This is a genomic window from Nocardia sp. SYP-A9097 (genome assembly GCF_009649815.1).
GTDB lineage: Bacteria > Actinomycetota > Actinomycetes > Mycobacteriales > Mycobacteriaceae > Nocardia.
Map to the genome: position 1 here is coordinate 1 of NZ_WJIC01000055.1, position 24248 is coordinate 24248.

A 24248-nucleotide genomic window follows, 5' to 3' on the forward strand; every position below is an offset into this window, starting at 1 on the left:
TGACCAACGGCTGGCCAATCGCGACCGGCGTCATCGAAGGAGCAGCCCGCCACCTCATCGCCGACCGCCTCGACATCGGCGGCGCCCGATGGGGATTGACCGGAGCCGAAGCCATCCTCACCCTCCGGGCCGTGATCGACAACGGCGACTTCGACACCTACTGGGCATACCACCTCACCCGCGAACACCACCGCACCCACCCCGAGGACTACCGACTCGCGGCCTGATGAACCGTCACTGCAGCAGAGCTACTCCCAACCCAGTCCGTAATCGCTGAGCGGTGTGTGCGTCCGTACACGTGATTCGAATCTAGTGAATCGACACGGGCCGCGCACCGCCCGCTCCGCACAGCTCCGATGTAGATGGACCACCATGATGAGTTCGCCTCGATCACTCGCTCCGCCTCTTCCCGCAACGCTCGGCAGTTGGTGCTATCGGCTCGAGCTATCCGCGCGCGGTAGGTAACGGGCCTCTCGTAACCATCGTCGACCGCCTCACCGACCATCCAAACCGTGCATCGACTGCGCCGATTCAGTTGCAGCCCAATGTCGTTCGATCGGGAGTCGGTGAGATCACGTGGCCCGCCGCTCGGCCGCTGCGGCACACCATCGCCGCCGTCGCATGGACGCTGACCTTCGCGTATTTGGCCGCCGAGCTTGTGACCGCCGTTTTCCAGCGAATTGCACTACCTGGGTTCGGCCCCGATCTTCGCCGGAGACCGGCATGCACCGACAGTCGTACTCCTACACGGAATCGGTACCAGCGGCTGGATGTGGAGCAGGCAGATCGGGCCGCTGGCTGCGGATCTGCACCTGAGGAACTCAACGGGCGACTGCCCGACCCTGACCCTGAGCCGGTGCGGTGCCGGGAGGACACCGCACCGGATTCCGCTACTTGCATGAGCCCAGTCCGCCGAACAGGGTGCCGAGCGAGCCCGCGCTGCCGGTACCGGCGCCCGTGGCGGCCACGACCGAGGTGCTGTCGGACGAGCGTTGACCGTGGCGGTGCCGGAGTACTCGGCGGTCACCGCCGCCGATTGGGACGCGGTGGCGTACGCGGTGCCGGGGTACTGCGTGGTCAGAGTGTGGTCACCTTTCACGCATCCATGTGCGGAGTTCTCGGCCTCTGCTGGCGTTTGCGTTTCGATCTCTGCGCGGCGCTGATTTTTATTGCAAACCTCGCCGCTCGGCGGGGCGCAGACCCTCGCGATGGCGCTCGGGTATCGGCTATCGCATGTAGCGGCGCAAATTTCGATGACACGCTAACGATTGCGCTCGCATCCGCCGCGACGTCGGTCCGGCGAGTGTTTCCGGCATGCTCAATATTTGCGAAATAAAACGGTCATGCCGGTGCCCGCGAGCTCGACCTACTTGTCGTCCCCGGAAGTGGTGACTGCCCGGTGAAGCCTTGCGCGATGGAACGGCGCTAGACTCTACCGGTAGCCGACGATGGACTGGGCTGGCGGTGCAGGTGAGCGGATCGCGTTCGATCAGGCTGGGGATTCTGCGCTCGTGGTGGCGCGATCCCCTGGATTACCGCTGGCTGGTCCGTACCTTCAAAGCGCGCGGGGCGCTGGGCATGATGAAGAGTATCGTCGTGATGGTCAGCCTCTCGCTGGCTGTGATCACGGGCCTCAGCCTGTACTCCACTGCCGGTCCCGCAGGGTGGGCGAGAGCAATCACCGTATTCACCACCACGATGATGATCGCCGGGACAGTGCTCTGGGGGTTCTGGCCATGGCCGAACGAACGGTTTTCACTCGCTCGAATGGCCACCGTGGACGTGCTCATCACCTGCGGATGCCTGGCCGACAGCAATCGGCTGTTCGGGACGCTGAGCCTGATGATGCTGGTCGCGCCGGGCGGATATATCGCCATGTTCCACGGACCACGGGTTCTGGTGCTGCATGAGGGATGGTCACTGGTATCTGTATTGCTTCTGGCTGGTCTGATGCTGCGGGAGCACGGCAATGATGTCGCCGAGGCTGCGTCGGTGGTGCTGACCACAGCCGCCGTGACGGTCATGCTGATGCCAGCACTGCAGTTCTGCTATTGGGTGCTGCGAATCGATGCGCTGACCGATCCGTTGACCGGTCTCCTGAACCGCCGAGGTCTGGACTACTATTCGTCAGCCTGGTTCAGGCCCCGCGCCTGCGGCCCGCTCGGTTTGATAACCGTCGACCTGGACCGGTTCAAGAACTTGAACGACACCTACGGCCACTCCGCCGGTGACCAGGCATTGGTTCGGGTCGCGACCTGTCTTCGGGCAAGCGTTCCATCGGGCACGGTAGTCGCCCGCAGCGGCGGTGAGGAGTTCATAATCCTCACGCGCCTGGCCGAGGACAGCGCAGTCGCCGAAGCCGAGCGAATGTGCCAGGCCGTTGAATCGGACTGCGGCCCGGTTACCGCGAGCGTCGGGGTCGCCGTCACCGACAGCGGACCAGTAGGCGCGAGCCTCCAGGACCTCATCCGAAGCTCCGACGCCGCGATGTACCGCGCGAAACAGCTGGGCGGAAACATGGTGGTCGTCACGACGTGAGCGGAACCAGCGCGGTCGGATCGTACCGCCACTAGCCGGGGCGGGGGTCCGGCCCTTCCGTGCAGAAGCAGGATCGCTGGGCAGTTGTACGCAGGTCCGGGCAGATTCCGAGATGGGCTGGCACGGGCCGGTCGCCGCGATGTCAGCCGGACGCCGTAAGTCCGTGAGATTGCCGCGATGGCGGGTTCGAGCACCACCGCGCTGCGGCTGCAAAGAAACTTCTCCATCGAACACGGTGGTCCGGCACTTGTCGAGTGGGATTGGTAGGGGAGACTTTCGGGGTCATCGCTTCGCCCTTCTGACTGTGACGCGAATGGCGGTTGGCATGGGCTACGTTGGCCAGATTCGGATTCGACGGAGCGGTTTCGGTGATCGGCGTGATGCGTGTCCCCATATGGGGAGTCGCGCAACGGTGCCCAGGATCCCTCTGCGTTCCAGAGCCCCCTGTCAACAGCACGCCAATCCGGGATCTGGCACAGACTTCGTTTGCGCCGTGAGGCGCTGTGTTTCGAGTGGAGGTGAGATACCCCCGCCTCTGGCCTGTCGTATTTGGCGCGGGTAGTTTCGAGTTTCTGCAGGTCAGCACGGTTGGAATAATGTTCAGCTAGGTCCACCATAAGGGGCTTATTCCAACCAGCGTTCGTTCGCCGGGGCATCTGACCGCATCGACCCTCGCACCCGCTGTCCCACATGGCGTTCGGCGCAGGGCTCGCGTCGAGATTCTCTGGGGCGCAACGGAAATTATTGACCACAGGTTGTCTGGATGGTCATTGGCGAGGACAACGCTTGGCGTTCGAGTGGGGAATCAGGCTGAGCGACAATGCGGTTCGCGCAGCCGATCACAACCTGATGAAGTTCTTGGTGGACGGAGTCATAGGGATGACGATCGAATCGAGCGCAAACCTCACGTGCCCACCGGCTGCCGGTTGTCGCATCGGCGAGTGTTCAGGACTGGTCTCGGTGACTCGGCAGCAGTAGCAATCATTCAGTGAATCTTCAGGACTTGTGCGGCTTCCTGACGGTGCCCAGTCTTGAATGCTGTAGCTACCAGCGGTCCGAGAGATTCGACGATCACTGCGTTGCACCACCTTCTCGGCCGTCAGGCACAGAAACCACAACCAGACCTACCGATTGATGAGAGGCGGGCGCTCGCAGCAACGATCCAGATTTATGGAGGTGATTGATGGGAGGCCGGATCCCGAAGCCGGTGGGTACGTTCGGTGTTCCGTCGAAGCCGAAGAAGCAGAAGAACGGGCGATGGCGCACGACGGTTCGCTTCTACGGCGCGTCGGGGCCACCTCATCAGATCGAGCGTCTGGGCCGCAGTGCCGACGACGCCGGAAACCGGCTTGCCGAGGCGATGCGTGACTATCGAGAGCAGTTGGGATACAAGCGAATCACCCGCAGTACCAAGCTGATCGAGCTTGCCGCCGAGCTCATCGCGGAACTAGAGGCCGATGATGCCTGCACAGCGGGAAATGTGGAGGACTACCGGCGCGAGATCTACGTATCGACCGACAAGCGCGCGGACCCGGGGACGATCAAGATCGAGAACTCGATCGGCCACCTGCAGGTGTGGCAGGCCACCGCCGGTGAACTCGAGCGTCTCGTCGCGAAGGGCCTGCGCCGTAAGGCCAAGCAGCACAAGATCGTTCTGCGAGCGATGATGCAGATCGCGGTCCGTCACGGCGCTCTCGACACCAATCCCGTCGACGGCGTGAGCCCGTTCACCCGGCGTAGCACCCAGGCCCGAGGCAAGGTCCAAGACCAGGATGTCTTGCCCGGCTTCCGGGCTCAGGTGCGGGCCTGGGCTGCCGGGGACGCAGTGCCCGGCACTCCGGCCTATACGTCCGGTCCGCCGCGCGACTGGTCGGTGGTGTGGGTGACCGACCTGATCTGCGGCACCGGGATACGCCCGGACGAAGTCTTCGCCGTGCGGCTGGAGGATGTCGATCTCGATGCCACGATCCCTTACCTCGATGTCACGGGGACGCTGGTCGAGGTGAAGGGTTTGGGCACCGGCGGGTGGGTGCGTAAACCGCTCCCGAAGTCGGTGCACGGGTGGCGACGGCTGCTGCTACCGGAGCATGCCGTGCAAGCGTGCCGCGAGGCGCTCAAGGACCTGGAGGTCACCGGACGGCCGAACCCGCACGGCGTGCTGTTCCCGGCCCGCAACGGTTCGCTGCGCAGCCCCAACAACTTCGGGCGCAGCTGGCGCGCCGCGCGCGGGGACAACTACGCGTGGGTCACGCCCCGGACGTTTCGGCGCGGCGTCGGCACCGCGGTCGACAACGCCTACGGCGATCCCGAGCGAGCGGCACGGCAACTGGGCAACACCGAGGCTGTGGCGAGACGCCATTACATCGATATCCCCGAGACCGCGCCGGACAATCGCGAGGGCCTCGAGCGCTGGGCGCGGGGACAGCAGCCGAAAACGTGAGATTTTTGTGAGATCGGGCCAAATCTCGGCCCGATGGATGGGCAGAAAAAATCCCCTCCGACCGAGGTCGGAGGGGATTTTCATCTGTCGGGCTGACAGGATTTGAACCTGCGACCACTTGACCCCCAGGGAGCCGGAACCTGTGTTCCGGTGTCCAGGGTGTGTCACTCAGTCCAGGTAGAGGCGGTTTCCGTGTCCAGGACGTGTCACTGAGTCCAGGGCGTATCGCCCAGTCTTGGCAAGCTCTCGGCACGCTGGAAACCTGGCGGTACCTGCGGATATGCGAGTCTAGGCACGGCGGGTATGTGTGCCGGAACGGAACTACCCGCCGGTATCCTGGAGACGTCGAACGGTTCGAACTCCTTTCACACTCGACACCCGGACGACTCGGTCCCATAGGCCGACATTCCACACTCGGCCTCATGCCCGTAGCGTGAGGCCGTTCGTGTGTCCGGAGACATTGCGCAGACCGCCCGTAGCGTCGGTCCCAGGGCGCGGCCCGCCTTCTAGTGGTAGTCGGTCAGGCCGCGCCCCTTCGGCCCCGAGTCCGGGGGGAGTCTTCGGCCATCGGAGCACCGGGCTCGGGGCCGCTTCACATCTGGGTCAATGCCGGGCCGCCTCCTAGCCTCGGGCATAACCGAGACTCCCTGAAGGACATGATGGCCCCGAACCCGCTGCCCGTTGGCGAATTTCGGCTGGGTGCAAGCATTTCGGCGCAGGGAAGCATCGACGATGTGCGGAAGGGGTAGGAGTGCGGGTGCACCAACACGTAAGGTCGCGTGCCGTTGTTTCGCCTCGCCGTCCGTTCGTGGGGACAGGTATGAGGCCGCGGGATTACCCTTCGACCGAGCGAAAGTGGGACCTTCCCGTTGTCCAGACGCAGGATCGGCACTACGCGGTAAACGAGCGCGGCGGCGGACGAGGGAATGCTGCGTCGGCCAGTCGAAGAAGCTCTACCGTGTGCCGATGTCCGGTTCGTCATCGACCCGTAGTGCCTCGCGAATCCATGTGGACGGAATGCGCACTCGGTGGCCGACCCGAATAGCGGGTAGCTCACCCGATTTGACTGCGGCATAGACGGTGGAACGTCCGATCCCGAGGAGCCTGGCCGCGTCAGGGATCGATATCGTCGGCTCGACCAGCAGGCGTCGCAACGCTTCTCCAGCACCCGTGTCGGTGGCATCGCGTTGAATACGAGGGTGTTCGGACATAAAAAAAGCTCCTGACAGGCTTGTTGCCCGGTCAGTCCCTCGCGACCTTCAGGATACCGTCCTGTTCTGTCAGTGACGTTTGACCTGATCCGCTGCCGACGGGAAGAGGTTGTCGCTCGGCAGAATTCACGAAGCCACCCTGCGCTGCCACGCGGTGATCACATCAGTCCCGTTCGCGGCGCTGGCCCCACGTAGCTCACCCGGCGACCTTCACCCTTCTGAACGGAGTCGCAGCACCGAGTCAGGGCGCCCACGAGTTCGAACTGGTTCGAATCAGCTGTGCGGCGGGGAGAACTGGCCAGTTTCCCGGGCGGCTACAGCTGCCTCGTCGACTCGAAGGTCGTGCCGTCCAAGGCGAAGTCGAGAGCCGACTACTCTAAACCGACTGGCCCGCTATGTTGCAAATATTGAGGTTCTCCCACCCGATATCTATTTGGGTCCTAGTCTGAATTACGGTCAACATTGCAGCATAGAATGGCGGGGGATGATCGCATGACGGAGGCAGAATTCTTCTATTCCCCTCTGTCGCTTCTAGTTTGCGGCGTTCGTGGACGAACTGGGACAGGCTTGATCGAGCGACTGCTGGTGAGCATTGGCGAGGTCTGCGGCGCGATCCCAGCCACCGAACACGATCGGGCGTTTCGCCTGTACGGATTGTTGACACGGCTATCTACGGAGAATTCGTGTGGTCCGCTGCTTCGCCGGATCGCGGGGGAGCGGGCAACGCCGGTACTGACCGGCGTGATGCGAGACGATCATTGCCATGACTGCCTGGTGCTGAGCGGCGGCCAAGGTTCGCGCGCTGTGATCGTTCGGGCATGGAACGAGAACGATAAGACGAAGCTCATCGCATCTACCATCTATGAAGACGGTCCGGCACGCCCACCGAGTATCGGTGCGGCATATTCGAATGAGTCATGTTGAGTTGCGCAGGCCGACGAACTGGAACTGTCGGCGCGAAATACATGGAGATTCTCTGTTGCGCAGTTATTTTGGCGACAGCCTGCTCTTCGCATAATGATCGCAGTTCGACGAAGACTGATCCGAATGCAGTTACCCTCGAAACTCTGCTCTCCGCGCCCGTACCTGGCCTGTGCCGTCATGAGCCCGGCAACCTGGTGAACGGACGACTTCCGCTTCAAAATCCGAATGATGGCTTCGTCGAGATATACCAGAGGACCGGCACAGATGACAGCTACGCGGTGGCATTCGGCGACGTCACCGGCGACGGCGTCGACGATGGAGCCCTTGTCACCGAATGCACCTCGGCCGAAGGCGCGCCGTACTGGGCCCAGACCGTGCAGGTGTATACCGTCGGCGCAAAGTATTTGGGCGGAGTCGATCTCGGCCACGTGACACCCAACGATGATGTCGTCCGTGAACTCTCGATAGTTGACGGCAAGGTCGAAATTCATTGGCTTACACCCGGACCCACCGATAGCAAACATGATCCAAGGCTCCGGATGGTCGGGAGCCTGCGGTGGGATGGAACCACGATGGTGCTGGAGAACGTCCACAAAGAGAGCTGAGCGAGCTACCTCGCTGACTCAAGGGCACAACTGCGGACGCGAGGCGACAGCACCCGCGATCGATCTCCATTCCTGATCGGTGAGATCTGTGCCGGCGATGGCGCACAACGCCTCGGGCCAGTTGATGCTGCCGGGACGAAGAAGCTGGACCGACGCGGGCACAGGTTTGTCGTTGCTGACGACGCCGGAGTTGATTGCGAGGAAGGTGCCGTCGGGGCTCCATGCTGCCTGGTAAGGCGCCGTGCCGGTAGTGGTGTTCCAGGGCGGCCCGTCCGGGAGCATCCGTGCGGTGTCGATGAACACGACCTGCCTGGCCTCACTCAGGCTGAGCGCGAGCCTGCCGGCATCGGGACGCCACGACACGTCATTGATCTGGGTTTTCAAATCGATTGCGGCGCTGAGTCTCCGGCCTTCGATGTCATACAGCACGAGATCACGACCATTGGGGCTGACCGCGAACTTCGTACCATCGGGAGATAACCAAGAATCTCCTTCGATGGCAAGTTCGCGAACGACTCGTCGATTGCGTAGGTCGATTACGGCCTGGTAGCTGCGCCGTGGATTGGCACGCGTCACTTGCGCGAGCAAGGTTGTTCCGTCTGTGGACGCCGTCATTCGTATCGCAGTCAAATCTTCGTACCCCGAGTGATGCACGATCGGGATCGTCGCGACGCGCTGCCAATCCGCTGTCGACCAGATACCGATATCTCCTCGCCCCGGGTTGAGGCCCGCGACAACATTCAGAGTCGGCGCGAGCACGATGTTGGTAACCATGTCGATGTTCGCTGTAGGCGTTTCGGCACGAAAGTCCAACTCAACCAGAACCTTCCAGCTCTGCGCGTCCCACACCCACAACCTGCCGCCGGTCTGGCGACTCTGCCCTGCCGCGACAACGATCCTGTCATTTCCTGCGGCGTCATTGATGTACGGAAGCCCATCTCCTGCGCCAGATATGTTGTAGACCTTCAAATTGGTGTCTGTGCGATTCTTCTCCGGTGCGGGCACCGAGGAGACGCGGAGGCTGTCGGTCCGTTGCGGATCAGCGGGTGACGTAGTGAGTAACAGATTCTGCGGAGTGAATGCGACGAGATTGGACCGCGGGCGGTCTTCAAGTCCCAACCATCGGTAGGTCGGGTCGAGAATCAGCACTCGACCGTCGTTGCGGCCGACCAGGAACCCGTTCAGGTCACCGGCCCGCGCGATGCTGGTGACCAGCCCATGTGCCGCGGCAGCAGCACTGATGTTGTTGAGGGGAACCGTTATTCCGTTCAATTTCATGAGCTTCAACCCGGACGGAGTCAGCGCCACGACGCCCGCGCCCGTTAACAATTGGGCATCGACACGCTCGGAAATGCCGCCATATGGAAATGCGCGAGTCAGAGCGGCTGGAACGTCCCAGCGCTGGATCCCCTGCTCGGTCCCGATCTGAATGTCGTCGTCGGAGTAGAACAGTGAGGTGATGGGTGCCATGACATCAGCAGCAGCCACGACCGCATCCAGCCCGAAACGCGGTGTCCCATCGGGCGTTTTGTGTACCGCGAGCCGGAAAATCTGTCGCTGATCGGTACCGAGGAGCAGCGACTGGATGTTGCGGTCGTCGCCCGTGTTGAACAACCACTGATGGAGGGCACCGAAATCGCTGCTGGCAACGATCTTCGCCGCTCCGTCTCCGGCTTCGCCACGAAGCGCGAAGGACGCCGCGCGGGCCATTCCAGGAGCCCAATAGACACCATCGAAGTCCTCGTCGATCACCGCATAGGCGCCGGTCCTGTCATCGAAGAAAGGCCCGAAGATCCTCTTCTTGAAAAGCGCTGAGGCGTCCGGCAGCTCAAGCGCCTTGACTTCCACGGGGAGCCTTCCCAGAGCACCCTGATAGATACGCATCTTGCTGCGATCGACGATCGCAAAACTGTCACGTGCGCCTGCGACAACACCACGTACCGACTCGTCGACGTGCAGCTCGCCGACAGGCTCCATACGTGGAATTCTCCATGCTTTGACCACATTGGAACGCCCTGCCGTCAACAGAACTTCGCCGGAGGCAGCGAGACTGCTGACCGGGCCGTTGCTCTCGGCAACACCGGTCGCACGGACGGATTGGTTGTTCTGCACGGCATTGAGCATGGCGGTGCGACTGGCCTCGGTGGGGTGCAGCCGATCCGCCGCCAAGGCCATGAGCGCGGACATTCGTGAGTCGCTGTTACTTAGCTCAGACGACCTCGTCGCTAAAGAGGCTGCGAGAGAAACGATTTCGCTCTGATGCTGGGCCCTTTGCACCATTGTGAACGCACCGCCGCCGATTGCCACGAGTAGCATCGTTACGGTAACGACCGTATACAGCCTGAGATTGAGTTTGGTGCGTGTCCGCCTGACTGCCTCTCTGAGCGTGCTCGCACCGAGCGGTATCAGCCCGGGCGGTGCCTGGGGCCGCGCCGATTCGAGTTCTGACTCAGCGACCACAACCCGCAGTCCGCGCTCTTGCGCAGCTTCGAACTTCTCCTTGTATCCGGTTACCCCAGTGAGGGTTTCACCGGACAAGCCTGCGGTAATCGCGCATTTGTGGTCGAGTCGCCGTGGACGCAGCTGCCGAAAACGCTGCCACCGCGGCGCTAGGTCGTCGAGTGCGACCGCAATTGCCGCCGCCATGGATCCACCGTGAATCGCGTTGGCTGGGCCACGGCGATCACGCTCCACCGACCACAACACGCACGCATCGGTTGCTGCCAGCGAAGAAGTCAGCCACGCCGCGGTCAGACTCTCGGTAACCTTCGAGTCGGCTTGAAGGAAACTCATTCTTGCCGGATCGGGATGCAGTCCGCTCGGTCCGTGCTGGAGTTGGATCAACTTCAGCGTTCCCGCCTCACCCCGGTGCCCGTCCGCATCACGAAGGGCGAAGAGAACCGAAACATAAGTGGTGCGAAGCTTTCTCGGAATGAGGCCCGCGAGGTCGAGAGCGGCGACGATCGCATACCCGCGGGCCGGAGAGTCAGTCCGTCGGATCAGGTGGAGAACGACGTCGAGCAGTCTCGGATCCTCAACTCCCTCGAGGTCGCGGGCCGAGATCAACTGACTTCCCACCGAATGCAGGCCACTACCGTCCGCGTGGCGCAGAAACTCCGCGCATGCGTGTTCGACCGGCCAGGCACCTGTGATGCCTTTGGCCAATGCGGCCGTCGCGAGCCCCGCCGCCAGGTCAGCAGCGATGGGCGCGGCGGCCTCGTCCGTGGAATCGGACGCCGACTCGGGGTGTGGTGCGGTCTCCCCATCGAGCAGCTCGGGCTGGAGCCACAATCGCTCTTCCTCGACCGTCCGGCGCACAAGGACGGCGGCACCGGAGTGCTGAGGCATGTTCCGGGTACTCGCGAGCGCGGCCGCCTCTGTACTACCCGCGGCCAACAAAGCCAGGGTTGCGTGGGCACCGTCAGCGACCGCCTGCTGGCAGATACGACGCCACCGCTGATCATTTCCGGTCAGCGCGGTGGCCAACTGCTGCCGGGCGATGGCCCGCGCGGCGGCCGATGCCATCGTTGCCGCCGAATCCGATGCGGGAGTGGGCAGCTCGGTCATTGGAGTCCGTCGACGACAGCGCTCCGGATCGGGTGACCATGTGGCAGTGCACCAGCGACAAGACGCCATGCGTTGCGGCCCGCAGCGGTTGACGCCCGGACTGCGGCGGTGACCGCCAACGTGTCCGACAGTTCATCGGGGGATAGCACGGTGAGCTCGAACTCCTCGGTCATCGTCATGGTCGAGGTGACGACCTGACCGACCGCTTCACCCTCACGACCGGGGTAGAGGATGATCAATACCCCACTGCTGGAATCGGTTTCGGTAGGCAGAATCCGAATGATGTCACCAACTTCGGCGATGGTCCCGTCCGATGTTACGGCTAGCAACATCTCATTCGATGAGGTGATCGTATGCACCACTTGCAGACCGAGTTCCGGGTGGTCGGCAACCTGAACCGGTCCGGAATCGTCGGTGCCTGCGGCGAGTTGCCAGTCGTGCATCCCCGGCATAGTCAGTCGGAAGCTGCGAGCCTCCGAAATCGACGTTACCTCCGCCGAAACATCATTCGGGCCCACCTGCGGTGTGGTCACGGTCTCGGATGGGGCATCCGCCTCACTCGGTAGCGGCTCGCGCAACATCACACCCAGGAGTTCAGCGATGACGCGGCGACGCAATGGGAAATTTCGGCCGATGGGTACCCAGGCTGCGTAATGTGTGTATGAGCCAACTCCTAAGAGCTCTGCAAGTACGCGACGTGGCAACGAATCAATCACCACCGGCCCTCCCCGACCCGGCATCGGTTGCACCGACAGATCTTCGAGCCCCGGCGTTCGGCGACATGTCTGATCCGGCTACCGCGGATGAAATCTGCGGAAGAGCACCTAGCCGCGCGATGACCGAGGGTGCCGCGAAGCCCAATGCGACCGCGACGTAGGAACCGCTGATACCCCCGGTCGCGCCGAGAAGCGCCACCACCCCGGTCCCCAACAGAGCGCGAATTCCCAAAGTCCAAGCATGGGCCGGAAGATCGACGTACTTGCTTAATCGTGGTGCTTGGTCTCGAACTCGCCCGGTAGATGTCCGCCGCGCAGCTTGCCACTGGATTACACACCCGAAAATCGCCGACAGCTCGGCCGCTGCGCCGCCGCCCGCGCCTAGCAACGAGAATTCCCACCACTGCACGCGGCGGCCTCCCTAATCTGGATGCGAACGCTCAGGATTATCCCCCAGAAGCGGAGAAGATCACCGCGAGATCTAATGGATACCAATAGGTTTCGTGTCAATGGGGCGAAACATGCAGTCCAATACTGGAAGCTGCGGCCGAGCGGCGGAGACCACGTCGTGGTGTTCTCCGATCTTGGCCCCAGTCAGGACCTATGCCCAGCCACCGGTTCCAGGCTCCCAGGAATCGCCTGGCAGCCCTTCCGTGATATCGCCTATGTGCTGCGAAGTCTGATCGTTGCTGCTCGGGTGGTCGCGTCGATGTACATGGCGTGGCAGCGCTGCCTGCCCAAACTGCCGAACGCGATCCATGGTGCGAACGGCCATATGGTTCTCGGCCGCTTCGGTCAGGGCGTCGCGACGCAGGTCGGTCATTCCTTCGGCCAGGGCTGTGCGAAGGATCCGGTTGCCGTAGCGCCTCGCTGCTGCAAGTGTCTAAACCAGTGGCCAAGGCTACGGCCTTCGTGCGATAGCGGTAACCCGAGTTGCCTGGAAGTGCGGTCGGCCGGTTTGTCGATCATGTTCGGTGTGGGCGCTGGTGTCGAGGGCCATTCCCCATCCCCGGTACAGGCGGTGGAGCGTTGTGATGAATTCTGCTGTCGAGCAGTCGAATTCACCATCGATATGCACAGCCTCGCCGCTGTTGGTGGTTCGAGAGATGCTGGTGAACACCTGGAGGTAATGGAAGCTTTCGGGCGCCGATGCCGCTATCGCCGCGGTGAGTACTGAGCCCTTTTCATCCTGATTGGATGTCGTTGGTAGGCAATGGAACTGGCTTCGGCGCGCCTCCGCTGGATACGAGGAAGCCCTTGGTAGGACGGCTGTCGACCAAGACTCGCTGTACCCCAAGGGCTTCCGTTGCTGTTCTACCGTTCCGCGCTGCCGTTGTCACGTCAGACCCTCCACTTCGTCGCCGGACTGATCCGTCGCCACCGCCGCGCGATCGGGTCGGCCTGGCGCAAGCTCGACCCCGCCCGTCAAGCCCTGCTCGCACTGGCCCACCTGCGCAAAGCCGAAACCTACGCCGATCTCGGTGCCGGGTTTGAGATCTCGACGACCACCGCCTGGCTCTATGTCGGCGAGACCGTGGAACTGCTGGCGGCCCGTGCCCCGAAGCTACGCTCGGCGCTGAAGCAGGCGAAGACTGACGGGCACGCCTATCTGATCCTGGACGGCACCCTGATCCCGATCGACCGGGTGGCCGCCGATCGGCCCTACTACTCCGGAAAGCACCGCCATCACGGCATGAATGTGCAGGTCATCGCCACACCCCGCGGGGATATCGTGTGGGTGTCGGGTGCGTTGCCCGGCAGCGTGCACGACACGAAGGCCGCCTGGATCTGGCAGATTATGCACGAACTCGAGCACAGCGGCTGGATCGTACTGGCGGACAAGGGATATCAGGGTGTCGAGGGCCTGTTCACCCCGTACAAGGGCCGCGACAAGCCCGAATCGCAGAAGCAGGCCAACCGCGCTCACGCGCGGCTGCGTGCCCCCGGTGAACGCGCCAACGCCCAGCTCAAGAGCTGGAAAGTGCTGCGGAAGCTACGTTGCTGCCCACACAAGGCCGGGCAACTCGCCAAAGCGATTCACGCTCTCCAGAACCGCGAACTCGAAGCCAACCAAGGATGAAAAAGGCTCATTGTCGGGGAGCCCCTTGGCGCCGGAGGCTTCGGTGAGGTGTATCGGGCGCAAAGCCGAAGCGGCGTGCTGTACAGGACGCCAAATGGGACCAGAACCGCCTTCCGGGCGCTGAAGGTACTCGACCGCAGTGCTGGTGCCGACCCGGATCAACGGCGTCGCTTCGAGCGTGAAGCCAATACACGGCGATCGATATGGCCGCTGCCTGCTCACGTCACGGGCTGCGCAGGTCGATGGGGGCGACTGGAATATGCTGGGACAACGCCGGCGCGGAGAGTCTGTGGTCGACGTTCAAGCACGAGTACTATTACCGACACACCTTTGCTACGAAATCCGAACTTGTTGCCGTGGTTGACAAATGGATGAATTGGTACAACGGTAGGCGACGCCACTCATCGGTCGGGATGCTCAGCCCCGACAGCTACGAGCGGTCACTCCACGCTGTCGATTCCTCGGCCGCATAAGCCCCCCGTCCACCGTTTGGGGGAACCTCAGATCGCGCCGCAGTCGGGGAAGATGCCGACCACGTCGGTGCGGCGGTGGATCTCTTTGTTCAATCGTTCTTGGTAGGGTCGACCACGGGCGCGGTGCCGGAACATGTTGTGCCGGTGCGTTTCCCGTGGCCGCCCTCCGAACCCGGCGTGCCCATTCCTGAGCACCGGGTTCTCCACGAATCAGTGGGTCACGCTGCTGCGGGTTGCTCGCGGTCCATCAAGGCCGCGTGGTCGATTCGGTCGAAACACGCCTCGATGTCACCTTCGAGCACCCACAGATAATTCCGTGGCGGCCCGGTGAGGTAATGAATCTCGGCGATCGCGTCCTGCGCCCGCCTCCGTGGCCGGAACCCGTAGGAACACGGATGGAAATCGGCCTCGAAGATCGGCTCCAACACCAGCTTCAGCGCGGCTTGCACCACGCGATCCCGCACCGTCGGAATACCCAAACGCCGAAACTTGCCACCGGCCTTCGGGATCATCCGCTCTCGCACGGGCAACGGCACGAACGCCCCGGATTTCAGGTCCTGGCGGATCTCGGCCAGGAACCGTGAAACCCCGAGCACCTCCTCGATGTAGTAGGCCGTCCGGCACTGAGCGGGCCACCTTCCGTGCCGAGTCCTCGGCGAACGTATGGAACAATCGCACTGAAAGTGTCTTTCCGAACTGGATCTGATTGTTGCGTGAAGAACACCAATCATTCCAGGTCAGGGGACACTTTTGCTATTTCACCGTCCCTTCAATTCCCGATTACGTCGGTGGATCGAGGCTAAGCGACGGCCTGTCGCTGTACATGATGGTCTTCACCGGAGGCACACCGATCGGCGGTCCCATCGTGGGATGGCTCACCGAGGAATTCGGGCCCCGGGTCGGGCTCTTCGCCTGCGGGGCGGTCTCCGCAGCGTCCGCAGCGCTGGTCGGTGTCATCCTCGCCTGCACCGCCGGCCTGCGCGTGCAGATCTCAGGCAGGCGGATTTCGCTCGTTCCACGCGACGATCCGATGAAAGCTGTCTCGGGTGATGCACGATCACGATCTTCAGGCCTGGGACGTCGGCGGCGATAGCCTTCATCAACTCATGGCTAGCGGGGTTCGTGGCCACGCGGGTCTCTCGGCCGCGTGTCACCTCGAGATACGCGCAGTGCGGCAAGGTTTCTGGTTCGAGTCCAGCAGAGGACATCGCCTCCAGCCGATGCGCCGGGTAGGCAGGTGAGCGTGGGGACCTATCCCGTGGGGTGAACAGATCGCCTGCGCCGACGCGGGTCCGGCGAACCCGATAACCGCGCCGCCCGCCGACTGCCAGCACTATCAGGATCCTGACTTACTGAGCCGACATCCCCGACGTACATGCGACGGAGAACGCACAACCGCGGGGGACACACCTACGGAAGCAAGAGTCGCCTTCACGCTTTCATATGTTGCGATGCCGCGAGCCATGCCGCAATCTGGGCCCGAGAAGTGAAACCCAACTTGGTCAGCATGTGCTCCACGTGTCCATCGGCGGTGCGGGGGGAGATGAACAGGCGAGCGGCGATCTCCCGATTTTTCAGCCCTTCGGCAATCAGTTCGGCGACTTCCCGCTCCCGTTTGGTCAGTTTGCGACCAGCGGCATCTGTCGGTGCAGGAGATACGTGTTCCCCCAAGGCGTAGGCGATCGCGGCATCGAAACCGAGCGCGGCACCCTCCCGCTGAGCCGCGGCGTATGTCTTCTCGCTCATTGCCTGTCGAGTTCGGCGCTCACACTCTTCTTGGTGGACGAGCAGGTCCGAAAACAGTATCGACGAAGTGCCCACTGACCGGCCGATCTGCTCCGCCGCCGCTGTCAACACGACCGCACGCTTGGCATCCTTTTCCTCGGCTGCAATCCACGCCAGCGCTTGTAGGCACGTGCTCGTGTTGGTGCGGTCGTTCACCGTTCGGCTCACCTGCAGTGCCTCCGCAAGCAGCTGCGTCGCCCGAGCGAGATTCCCCTGCCGGAAGGACACTATGGCCAGCGACCACAGCGCGTAGGACCGGTACATCGTTTCTCCGCGCTCTTCGCTGATCGCGAGCGCGTGCTCGTAGCACTCGACTGCGCTATCGGTGTCGTGGCGCAACTCGTGGGTGAGTCCGAGGAGGGTGAGAGCGTTGACCTGGAAGACGGCGTCGCCCCGTTCGGCGTACACCTGAACGGCCTTCTCGAAGTGGGGGCGGGCGGCGGAAGGATTCCCGCTGAACAGTCCGAGGACCCCGTCGGCGAAGTCGATGTGGGCGCGGGTCAATGGATCGGTGGTCTGCTCGACGAGCACTCGTCCCTCACGCACCAGGACAGCCACCGCGGGAAGGTCGCCCTGTACTGCGGCCATGATGCAGGCGGCGTAGAGCGCCGCGGCCTGGTCGGCGGTGACCTGTCCGCCGCGGTGTGCGAGTAGGCGGTTCAGCCAGCGGCGCCCTTCACTGAGGGAGCTCTGGAAAACCCAGAAGGGGGACATGGCGGCGGCGATCCGAATCCCGGCTTCGGGGTTGTCGGACACGCAGAATTCCAGCGCTTGCCATAGGTTCGGTTGCTCCCGGCGAAGTCTGGTGGTCCACTCGAGCTGGCGGGGACCGAACCAGTCGGCTTTCGCATCGAGCGCCAGCCGTTCGTACCAGTCACGGTGGCGGCGGCAAAGCTCGAGGTATTCGCCGGTCTGGCGGGCCTTTTCATGGCCGTAGTCGCGCACGGTGTCCAGCATTCTGAACCGCACCGCAGTACCCGACTCCTCCCGGATCAGGATCGACTTGTCGACTAGGAAGGCCACCGTATCCAAGAGATCCTCTGCTGCAAGATCCTTGTCACAGACGTACTGCGCGGCCTCGAATTCGAAGCTTCCGGTGAACACCGACAGCTGGGCCCACACTCGTTGTTCCGCCGGCGTACACAAGTCGTGACTCCAGTCGATACACATGCGCAACGTCTGTTGCCGTGGTGGTGCGCTCCTGCTGCCACGCGTCAGCAATGCGAACCGATCGGTCAACCGCTGCAGTATCTGCTCGGGCGACATCGTCCGCAACCGGGCCGTCGCCAGCTCGATCGGCAACGGCAGCCCGTCCAGCCGCCGACAAATCCGGGCAATGGCGACCTTGTTGTCCTCGGTGATCTCGAAACCCGCGACAGCCACGGCAGCCCGTTCGGCGAACAACCTCATCGCGGCGTTACGGGGAAGGCCTCTCGGTAGCCGATCAGGATCGGGGACCGGGAGCGGGTGAATCGGCAATACCGCTTCCCCGTCGACGCCGATCGGCTCGCGACTTGTCGCGAGAATCCGCAACCCAGGACAGGCGCGAAGCAGCGATTCGGCGAGCTCGGCCACTGCGGCCACCATCTGCTCGCAATTGTCCAGCACGAGCAACAATTTCCGATCGGCAAGGAACTCGACGAGCACTTCACGCAAGGGCCGCGCCGACCGGTCCGGCAACCCCAGCGCGCCTGCCACGATGCCTACCAGCAGCGAGTCGTCACTCGACTCCCCCATCTCCACAAAGGCAACGCCGTCGGAGAACTCACCCTGCGTAGCGGTGGCGACCCGCACCGCCAGCCGCGTCTTGCCCACCCCGCCGATCCCGGTCAGCGTCACCAACCGCGAGGCCGACAACGCATTCCTCGCCTCGGCGAGCTCCGTGCGTCGATCGACGAAACTGGTCATTTCCAACGGAGGCCTACCCGGTCGGCTCGAACCCGAAGAAGTCTTCGACGGCCGGCGCTCATGTGATCCGGTCGACAACGACCCCCGTTCGGGTGGCGCGGCCCCGGGCTCAACGTCGGGCGAGGTATTCAGCGCCATTTCATCGACGGGGAAACCGTGGTGGAGTTGAGATGCCTGGAGTTGCTCGCCCAGTTCCACGGCGGAAGGGCGGCTGCCCGGGTCGCTGCACATGGCACGTTCGATGATAGCACCGACATCTGCGGAGATACCGTGCTGCCGCAGATCCGGAACCGGCTCGGAGGCAATCCTGACGAACTGAGCAACCAACTGCTCACTGCTACGGCGTTCGAACGCGGCATGACCGGTGATCGCGGCGAACAACGTAGCGCCGAGGCCATAGACATCCACGGCGGGGCCCGGCGGCTCGCCGGCAACCACTTCCGGAGCGGTGAAAGCCGGTGTGCCCGTCACGATGCCAGTGGCGGTGACGAACCCGCCCGCGATATGGGCGATTCCGAAGTCCACCAGCGTCGGCTCGTCGTAGTCGGTGAAAAGGATATTGGCGGGCTTGACGTCGCGATGGAGAACCCCGAGGCGATGCGCCGTCTCGAGAGCCCCCGCAATCTTCACCCCGAGCCGCAGCGCTTCCCGCAACTCCAGCGGTCCGTTGTGGCGGATCCGCGCGTCGAGCGAGCCGTGCCGATAATACGGCATGACGGTGAAAGGCCGACCGTCAGCGGTGGCGCCGGCATGCAGGACATGCACGATATTGGGATGTCCGGTCAGTCTGCCCGCCGCCCGCTGCTCGCGGAAGAATCGCGCTCGATTGTCCTCGTCGAGATCGACGGTGAGCACCTTGACCGCCACGATGCGGTCGAGCGACGCCTGCATGCAACGGAAGACCGCACCGAAACCCCCACGACCGATCTCCGCGGCATCGCCGAACCCGGCCGCAGCCAGTTCCGCCACGACCGAACCGGACACGTCACGTTGCGTTACGGATGGATCGGTGTCGGTCATCGACTACGCCGATCCAGCCGCTCCAAGCCATAGCAAATGGACAACTGCTCACCTCTCGATGACGTGTCCAACAATACCGCCGGGTGAAGCTCGCGCAGCGACGCCGCGACCGCAACGCGGGCGAACCGACATCACCCAGCTCGGACCGCACCCGGGCCGTCACTGCCGAATACCCTTGGAAGGGTGGCCCCGGATTGGACTGCTACCTATTGTGGCTGCGGATCAGTGGGCGGATCCAACCGGTCGTCGCAACACCTTGACTGTGGAGGTGTCGATGGGCAGGCCGGGAGGGTGGATGAAGGCGTTGACGGGCAGATCGCCCATGAAGTCCCCTGGTGCGCCGTCGCTTCGGCGGGAGGTCGAGCGCGAGTTCTGGCATGAGATCGCCAAGGGGCTGAGCAGCGAGGACGTCGCGACGGCAGTCGGCGTACTGGGGTCTGAATTACCAGCGGCGTGCCATGAACCTGCGGTCCAGGTCACGGGCCGAGAAACAGCCGCTCGTTCGGCAGCCGAGTCTCGGGCAGGCCCTCCTCGGTAGCATGTTCAACGAATTCGATTGCGCACCAGCGCCTTTGCTGCCAATCGCAAATCAGCTGGTATGCCGCGTTGACGGTCGCCCGATAGTCGAACGCGATGCCGCCCAGCCAGATTCGCAGATGAACATCACTATCCGCCGGAAACCCATCATTTTTCGCCGGCCTCATCAACGGACCGACCCCGGAGATGCCGCAGTATCGACGTGCCAGGCCGATGCCAGGGCATCCAGCAGCCTGCGTTTGAGCCATCGCACTTGCTGGTTGTCGGTGCGGCGAGGTCGTAGACCGGCATGCACCATCTCCACGAAACTACGACGCCCGACACCGAACGAGATCAGCAGATCACCGCAGTCCGCACCGCCGAACGGCGCCCAGCGGATAGCGAAGTCGATCAGTGGCCCCAGCTCCGCATCGATCGATCGCGCCGACTGGAGGAAGCCGAGCTGGCTCATCGACGAGCGCACCCAGGACGAGTCGTAGTTCACTCTCTGCACATGGCTCGTGTCTTCAATGCGTGTCCGTGTCCGTAGCAGATACTTCGACGGCAGCCGGGCGGCATGTATGGTGCTGGCGCGACTTCGCTGTCGATTCTGTGAATAGTTCATGAGCTTCCTCGAGCGACAGTGCCTGATTCGTCTGCTCCAGCATTCGTTGTATATGCACGATGAAAGGCGGGAGAACTACCTATCCGCATACCTGTTCTTGTTCGTCTGCGTAGCGCCCACGCCGGCATACTCATTTGCCCGAACGCCCGCGACTTCCGGTGTCGGCCCGGTCATAGCCGCCCGGATCATCGGTCGCACCGGTACAGCAACTCGGTTCCCGACCGCAGCTGCTTACGCCAATAACACCGGAGTCGCGCCGGCCGATATCGCCAGTGCCGACTCGGTCCGTCACCGTTGGTCTCGCTACGGTGACCGGGAACTCAACTCGGCTCTGCACACGATCGCGATGATCCAGATCCGCATGCGCACAAGCGTGGGCCACGTCTATTACGACAAGAAGATCGCTGAGGGAAAATCGCCCAAAGAAGCCAGACGCTGCCTCAAACGACGCCTGGCCGACCTGTGCTGGCGAACCATGATCAGAGACGAAAGACGCACAGCCGCAATGAGGGGCCGGAAAGAATTCGGACAGCGATGTTTGGTTTTTCAGGCTGCCTGGTTCCGTTCGAACCACGCGGATTCTAATTCGTTCGGAGTGTGGTAGTAAATTCCGGAGTGGAGCCGAATCTGGTTGTACCGCAACTCGATATAGCTAATGATGTTGCGCCTCGCGTGCTCACGTGTCGGGTATTCGGTGCGGTTCACCCGCTCGTTCTTCAGGGTGCCGTTGAACGATTCTGCCCACGCATTGTCGAAGCATGTCCCAGTACGGCCGGCGGAGCGGCGCACACCCAATTCTTCGGCCACTGCTGCTTGACATTTCTGAACCAGGGATGTCTTGCCGGATGATCTGAGAATCAACGGGTTTGATCGTCCTGGCGCGCCAACGCCGGGCGGGAAGGTACGTCCCATGCTCAAAATAATCGACGGCGGCGCCGAGCCCAACCAGGACGGTGTAGCGGCCGGAGTGTCGCGTTCACCGATCGACGAGATCGTGCGGGAGGGCGCCCGTCGGATGCTCGAAGCCGCGTTGCGGGCCGAGGTCGCCGCTTATGTCGAGCGGTTCGCCGACCAGCTCGACGAGAACGGCCGGAAGCTGGTGGTGCGCAACGGCTACCACAACGAACGCCAGGTGCTGACCGCCGCCGGCGCGGTAACGGTGACCGCGCCACGAGTCAGCGACAAGAGGGTGGATCCGGAATCCGGTGAGCGGCAGCGGTTTTCCTCGGCGATCCTGCCCGCTTGGGCACGTAAGTCGCCGCAGGTCACCGAAGTGTTGCCGCTGCTGTATCTACATGGGCTGTCCACCGGGGACTTCGGTCCGGCATTGGAACAGTTCCTCGGCTCCGGCGCAGGACTGTCACCAGCGTCGATCACCCGGCTGACCGGCCAGTGGCAAGACGAAGCCAAAGCCTTCGCCACCCGAGATCTCTCGGGTACCGATTACGTGTATTTGTGGGTCGACGGCATCCACGTCAAAGTCCGCCTGGAGCAGGAGAAACTGTGCCTACTGGTGATGATCGGTGTCCGCACCGACGGCCGCAAAGAGTTGGTCGCGCTCTTCGACGGTTACCGGGAATCAACCGAGTCGTGGGCCGATCTGCTGCGGGGCTGCCGCCGCCGCGGCATGAGGGCCCCGGTGCTGGCCGTCGGTGACGGCGCGCTCGGGTTCTGGCGTGCGCTGCGCGAGGTGTTCCCCGAAACTCGAGAGCAGCGTTGCTGGTTCCACAGGACCCGTAAGAAATCAACGTGGCGATTCGCCGGTGTCCGGGCCGGATTGTGGTACCGAGGTGAGGAGTTCAGTCACGCTGCGGTAGCGGGTGGGTGCGGGCGCGACGGTGAAGTCGTCTTGTTCGAGCAGTGGCAGGACGTCGAGTACAGCGTTTCGGATGGTGCCTCGGCTGACGCCGAACAGTTCGGCCAGCATGGTGCGAGAGGGACGCACCGAAAGTGTTGGCCGCCATCGCTTCCGCCCGCGCGGACGCGCGAGCACGGGCGTGGATGCTGGCCGGGCCCAACGCCCCCGATCATGGGATCAGCATCGATGATCCGTTGATCATCGATCTCGACGCGACCCTGACCGACGCGCACTCGGAGAAACAGAACGCGGCGCCAACGTTCAAGCGCGGCTTCGGTTTCCACTCGCTGTGGTCGTTCATCGACCACGGCGCGAGAGGCACCGGCGAGCCCGCCGCGCCGATGCTGCGCCCGGGCAACGCCGGCAGTAATACTGCTGCGGACCACAAGCAGGTCCTGCGCGATGCCCTGCACCAGCTGCCTTGGCAGCCATTATGGCGGGTCGGGCGGAAAGTGTTGGTACGCACCGATTCCGGCGGCGGCACCCACGAGTTCCTCGACTACTGCCACCGCCGCCGCCTGCAGTACTCGATCGGTTTCACCCTGACCGACGAGATTGTCACCGCCATGGACACCCACCTCTCACCCGGCGACTGGATCCCGGCCTACGACGCCGACGGGCAGGTCCGCGACGGCGCGTGGGTCACCGAAGCCACCGGCATCACCGAGTTGACCGGATGGCGGCCCGGGATGCGCTTGGTCGTCAGAAAAGAGCGCCCCCATCCCGGTGCTCAGCTGCGGTTCACCGACCGCGACGGGTTGCGGTTGACCGCGTTCGTCACCAACACCACCCGAGGTCAGCTTCCGGATCTGGAGCTACGCCACCGCCGGCGGGCCCGCTGCGAGGACCGGATCAGAAACGCGAAAGACACTGGTCTGCGCAGTCTTCCGTTCCACGGCTCCGACGCCAACCACGTCTGGCTCGCGCTTATCGCGCTCGCGATGGACCTGACCGCGTGGATGCAAACCCTCGCTTTCGCCGACCACGATGCACGCCGCTGGGAACCGAAAACCCTACGGCTGCGGCTGTTCTCCGCGGCCGGGCGCATCGCCCGCCACGCCCGCACAACCCGGCTCCACCTGGCCCGACACGCACCCTGGACGGGATTGCTCACCACCGCGTTCGCTCGCCTTCAACCCGGCTGATCAGCCAGACACCATCCCTACGACCAAGGAAACCAACCCACCCGGGCCCGTGGAACCCGGCAGTCAGCCCGCTGCGCGGGCTGACTGCCCTGCCCGCAACCGGGAAACTACGATCGAAACACCAATCCGAACCCGATCAGGCCAGGCCATAACCCCAGCGAAAGATCGAGGCTACTGTCCGACTTGAGGATACGTGACTCGGTCACGCCCACTTCCTGTAGCGCAACACAATTCGAACAGAAGCTGCGGAAATATGAAGCGGCGCTTCATATTTAGGGCGCACAGTGGATCGTCAGCAACACGCTGCGTTTGACTGCCGATCGGGGCAGTCAGCCGCACGTCAAATGCGGCTGGTCAGAGCGGTGCAGGTGGTTCCGGTGCCGGTTGGCGAGCGGGTATCGCACTGATGGTCAATGCCAGCATGACCAACGCGATGCCTGCGAGTTCGAGGACCGTCGGGCGTTGCGCGAGGGCGATCGCGCCGACCAAGGTCGCGGTGGCCGGGAGCAGGGCCAGTAGCAACGCGAAGCGGGCCCGGCCGACCGCGGTCAGGACCACCTGGTCCAGCGCATACGGCACCGCGCTCGACAGGACGCCGACGCCGAGGCCGAGTAGCCAGGTGCGCGGGTCGGCGAAGACAGCCGCGCCGATGGCGAGTTGGGGGATTAGAACGAGCGGTGCGAGCAGGACCGCGGCGGCGGCCATTCCCACTGGTTTGGGTGTGGGGTAACCGCTGGTCTGCCCAGCTTTTCCACGTATGTTTCCGGGTCGGGGCTGGTGGGCCGGGGTGGTCAGGTGGTGGCGGATATTGGTGGCGTGTAGCCGATTGTGTTGTCC

16 protein-coding genes and 5 pseudogenes are annotated in these 24248 nt (G+C 63.3%); 11 read left to right on the top strand and 10 right to left on the bottom strand.

The window, feature by feature from the left end; all coding sequences use genetic code 11:
* From GFY24_RS39880 to xerC, 3 genes and pseudogenes are all read left to right on the top strand, one after another.
* A pseudogene (locus GFY24_RS39880) lies at positions 1–227 on the top strand (ISKra4 family transposase); the annotation flags it as partial.
* Positions 228–1470: 1243 nt separating this feature from the next.
* Positions 1471–2538: a diguanylate cyclase gene (locus GFY24_RS43540; protein WP_153810313.1), complete on the top strand. Its 1068-nt coding sequence runs from the start codon at positions 1471–1473 to the stop codon at positions 2536–2538.
* Positions 2539–3721: 1183 nt separating this feature from the next.
* Positions 3722–4978 (top strand): tyrosine recombinase XerC, encoded by a 1257-nt coding sequence (gene xerC / locus GFY24_RS39890; protein WP_153810314.1) that lies wholly within the window; start codon positions 3722–3724, stop codon positions 4976–4978.
* 953 nt (positions 4979–5931) lie between these two features.
* Here the strand turns inward: xerC and GFY24_RS39895 are convergent.
* Complete coding sequence (locus GFY24_RS39895) at positions 5932–6189, bottom strand: helix-turn-helix domain-containing protein (protein WP_153810315.1); 258 nt, start codon at positions 6187–6189, stop codon at positions 5932–5934.
* A 492-nt stretch (positions 6190–6681) separates the two neighbouring features.
* On the opposite strand from GFY24_RS39895, the gene GFY24_RS39900 reads away from it, so the two are divergent.
* The gene (locus GFY24_RS39900) at positions 6682–7113 is read left to right on the top strand and encodes a hypothetical protein (RefSeq protein WP_153810316.1); all 432 of its coding nucleotides are present in this window, start codon (positions 6682–6684) and stop codon (positions 7111–7113) included.
* A gap of 194 nt (positions 7114–7307) precedes the next feature.
* Positions 7308–7718 carry a hypothetical protein gene (locus tag GFY24_RS39905; protein ID WP_153810317.1) on the top strand — a complete coding sequence of 137 codons (411 nt, stop codon included), beginning with the start codon at positions 7308–7310 and terminating at the stop codon, positions 7716–7718.
* Positions 7719–7736: 18 nt separating this feature from the next.
* Here the strand turns inward: GFY24_RS39905 and GFY24_RS39910 are convergent, their stop codons facing one another.
* The gene (locus GFY24_RS39910) at positions 7737–11285 is read right to left on the bottom strand and encodes a WD40 repeat domain-containing protein (protein ID WP_153810318.1); all 3549 of its coding nucleotides are present in this window, start codon (positions 11283–11285) and stop codon (positions 7737–7739) included.
* The gene (locus GFY24_RS39915; protein ID WP_153810319.1) at positions 11282–12004 is read right to left on the bottom strand and encodes a hypothetical protein; all 723 of its coding nucleotides are present in this window, start codon (positions 12002–12004) and stop codon (positions 11282–11284) included. Before GFY24_RS39915 ends, GFY24_RS39910 begins: the two co-directional genes overlap by 4 nt.
* A 565-nt stretch (positions 12005–12569) precedes the next feature.
* Between GFY24_RS39915 and GFY24_RS39920 the strand changes: the two genes are divergently transcribed.
* The 3 genes from GFY24_RS39920 (at position 12570) to GFY24_RS43990 (ending at position 14554) form a co-directional block, all read left to right on the top strand.
* Entirely contained in the window at positions 12570–13178 is a 609-nt protein-coding gene (locus GFY24_RS39920) for a hypothetical protein (protein WP_153810320.1), read from the top strand.
* A 129-nt stretch (positions 13179–13307) separates the two neighbouring features.
* On the top strand, positions 13308–14081 hold the full coding sequence (locus GFY24_RS39925; RefSeq protein WP_153810321.1) for a transposase family protein: 774 nt from the start codon (positions 13308–13310) through the stop codon (positions 14079–14081).
* Positions 14082–14284: 203 nt separating this feature from the next.
* Complete coding sequence (locus tag GFY24_RS43990) at positions 14285–14554, top strand: integrase core domain-containing protein (RefSeq protein ID WP_153810322.1); 270 nt, start codon at positions 14285–14287, stop codon at positions 14552–14554.
* 30 nt (positions 14555–14584) lie between these two features.
* Here GFY24_RS43990 and GFY24_RS43995 read toward each other — a convergent pair.
* From GFY24_RS43995 to GFY24_RS39955, 5 genes and pseudogenes are all read right to left on the bottom strand, one after another.
* Positions 14585–14656, bottom strand: a pseudogene (locus GFY24_RS43995) (transposase); the annotation flags it as partial.
* Positions 14657–14793: 137 nt separating this feature from the next.
* Positions 14794–15171 (bottom strand): annotated as a pseudogene (locus GFY24_RS39940) (reverse transcriptase domain-containing protein); the annotation flags it as partial.
* Positions 15172–15985: 814 nt separating this feature from the next.
* Positions 15986–19267: a protein kinase gene (locus GFY24_RS39945; protein WP_153810323.1), complete on the bottom strand. Its 3282-nt coding sequence runs from the start codon at positions 19265–19267 to the stop codon at positions 15986–15988.
* 476 nt (positions 19268–19743) lie between these two features.
* Entirely contained in the window at positions 19744–19971 is a 228-nt protein-coding gene (locus tag GFY24_RS39950; protein WP_153810324.1) for a hypothetical protein, read from the bottom strand.
* Positions 19971–20288 carry a hypothetical protein gene (locus GFY24_RS39955; protein WP_153810325.1) on the bottom strand — a complete coding sequence of 106 codons (318 nt, stop codon included), beginning with the start codon at positions 20286–20288 and terminating at the stop codon, positions 19971–19973. Before GFY24_RS39955 ends, GFY24_RS39950 begins: the two co-directional genes overlap by 1 nt.
* Before the next feature lie 172 nt (positions 20289–20460).
* Here GFY24_RS39955 and GFY24_RS39960 point away from each other — a divergent pair, with 172 nt between their 5' ends.
* Entirely contained in the window at positions 20461–21012 is a 552-nt protein-coding gene (locus GFY24_RS39960) for an IS110 family transposase (protein ID WP_228567135.1), read from the top strand.
* Here GFY24_RS39960 and GFY24_RS39965 read toward each other — a convergent pair.
* Positions 20955–21320: an integrase core domain-containing protein gene (locus GFY24_RS39965; protein ID WP_153810327.1), complete on the bottom strand. Its 366-nt coding sequence runs from the start codon at positions 21318–21320 to the stop codon at positions 20955–20957. The two genes, GFY24_RS39960 and GFY24_RS39965, sit on opposite strands and share 58 nt — an antisense overlap.
* Here GFY24_RS39965 and GFY24_RS39970 point away from each other — a divergent pair.
* Both GFY24_RS39970 and GFY24_RS39975 read left to right on the top strand, forming a co-directional pair.
* Positions 21319–22140 (top strand): annotated as a pseudogene (locus tag GFY24_RS39970) (IS256 family transposase); the annotation flags it as partial. The gene GFY24_RS39965 and the pseudogene GFY24_RS39970 sit on opposite strands and share 2 nt — an antisense overlap.
* Before the next feature lie 206 nt (positions 22141–22346).
* Positions 22347–23411 (top strand): annotated as a pseudogene (locus GFY24_RS39975) (IS1380 family transposase); the annotation flags it as partial.
* A 354-nt stretch (positions 23412–23765) separates the two neighbouring features.
* On the opposite strand, the gene GFY24_RS39980 reads toward GFY24_RS39975, so the two are convergent.
* Positions 23766–24248: EamA family transporter (locus GFY24_RS39980; protein WP_153810329.1), on the bottom strand; the 483-nt coding region annotated here is incomplete at its 5' end.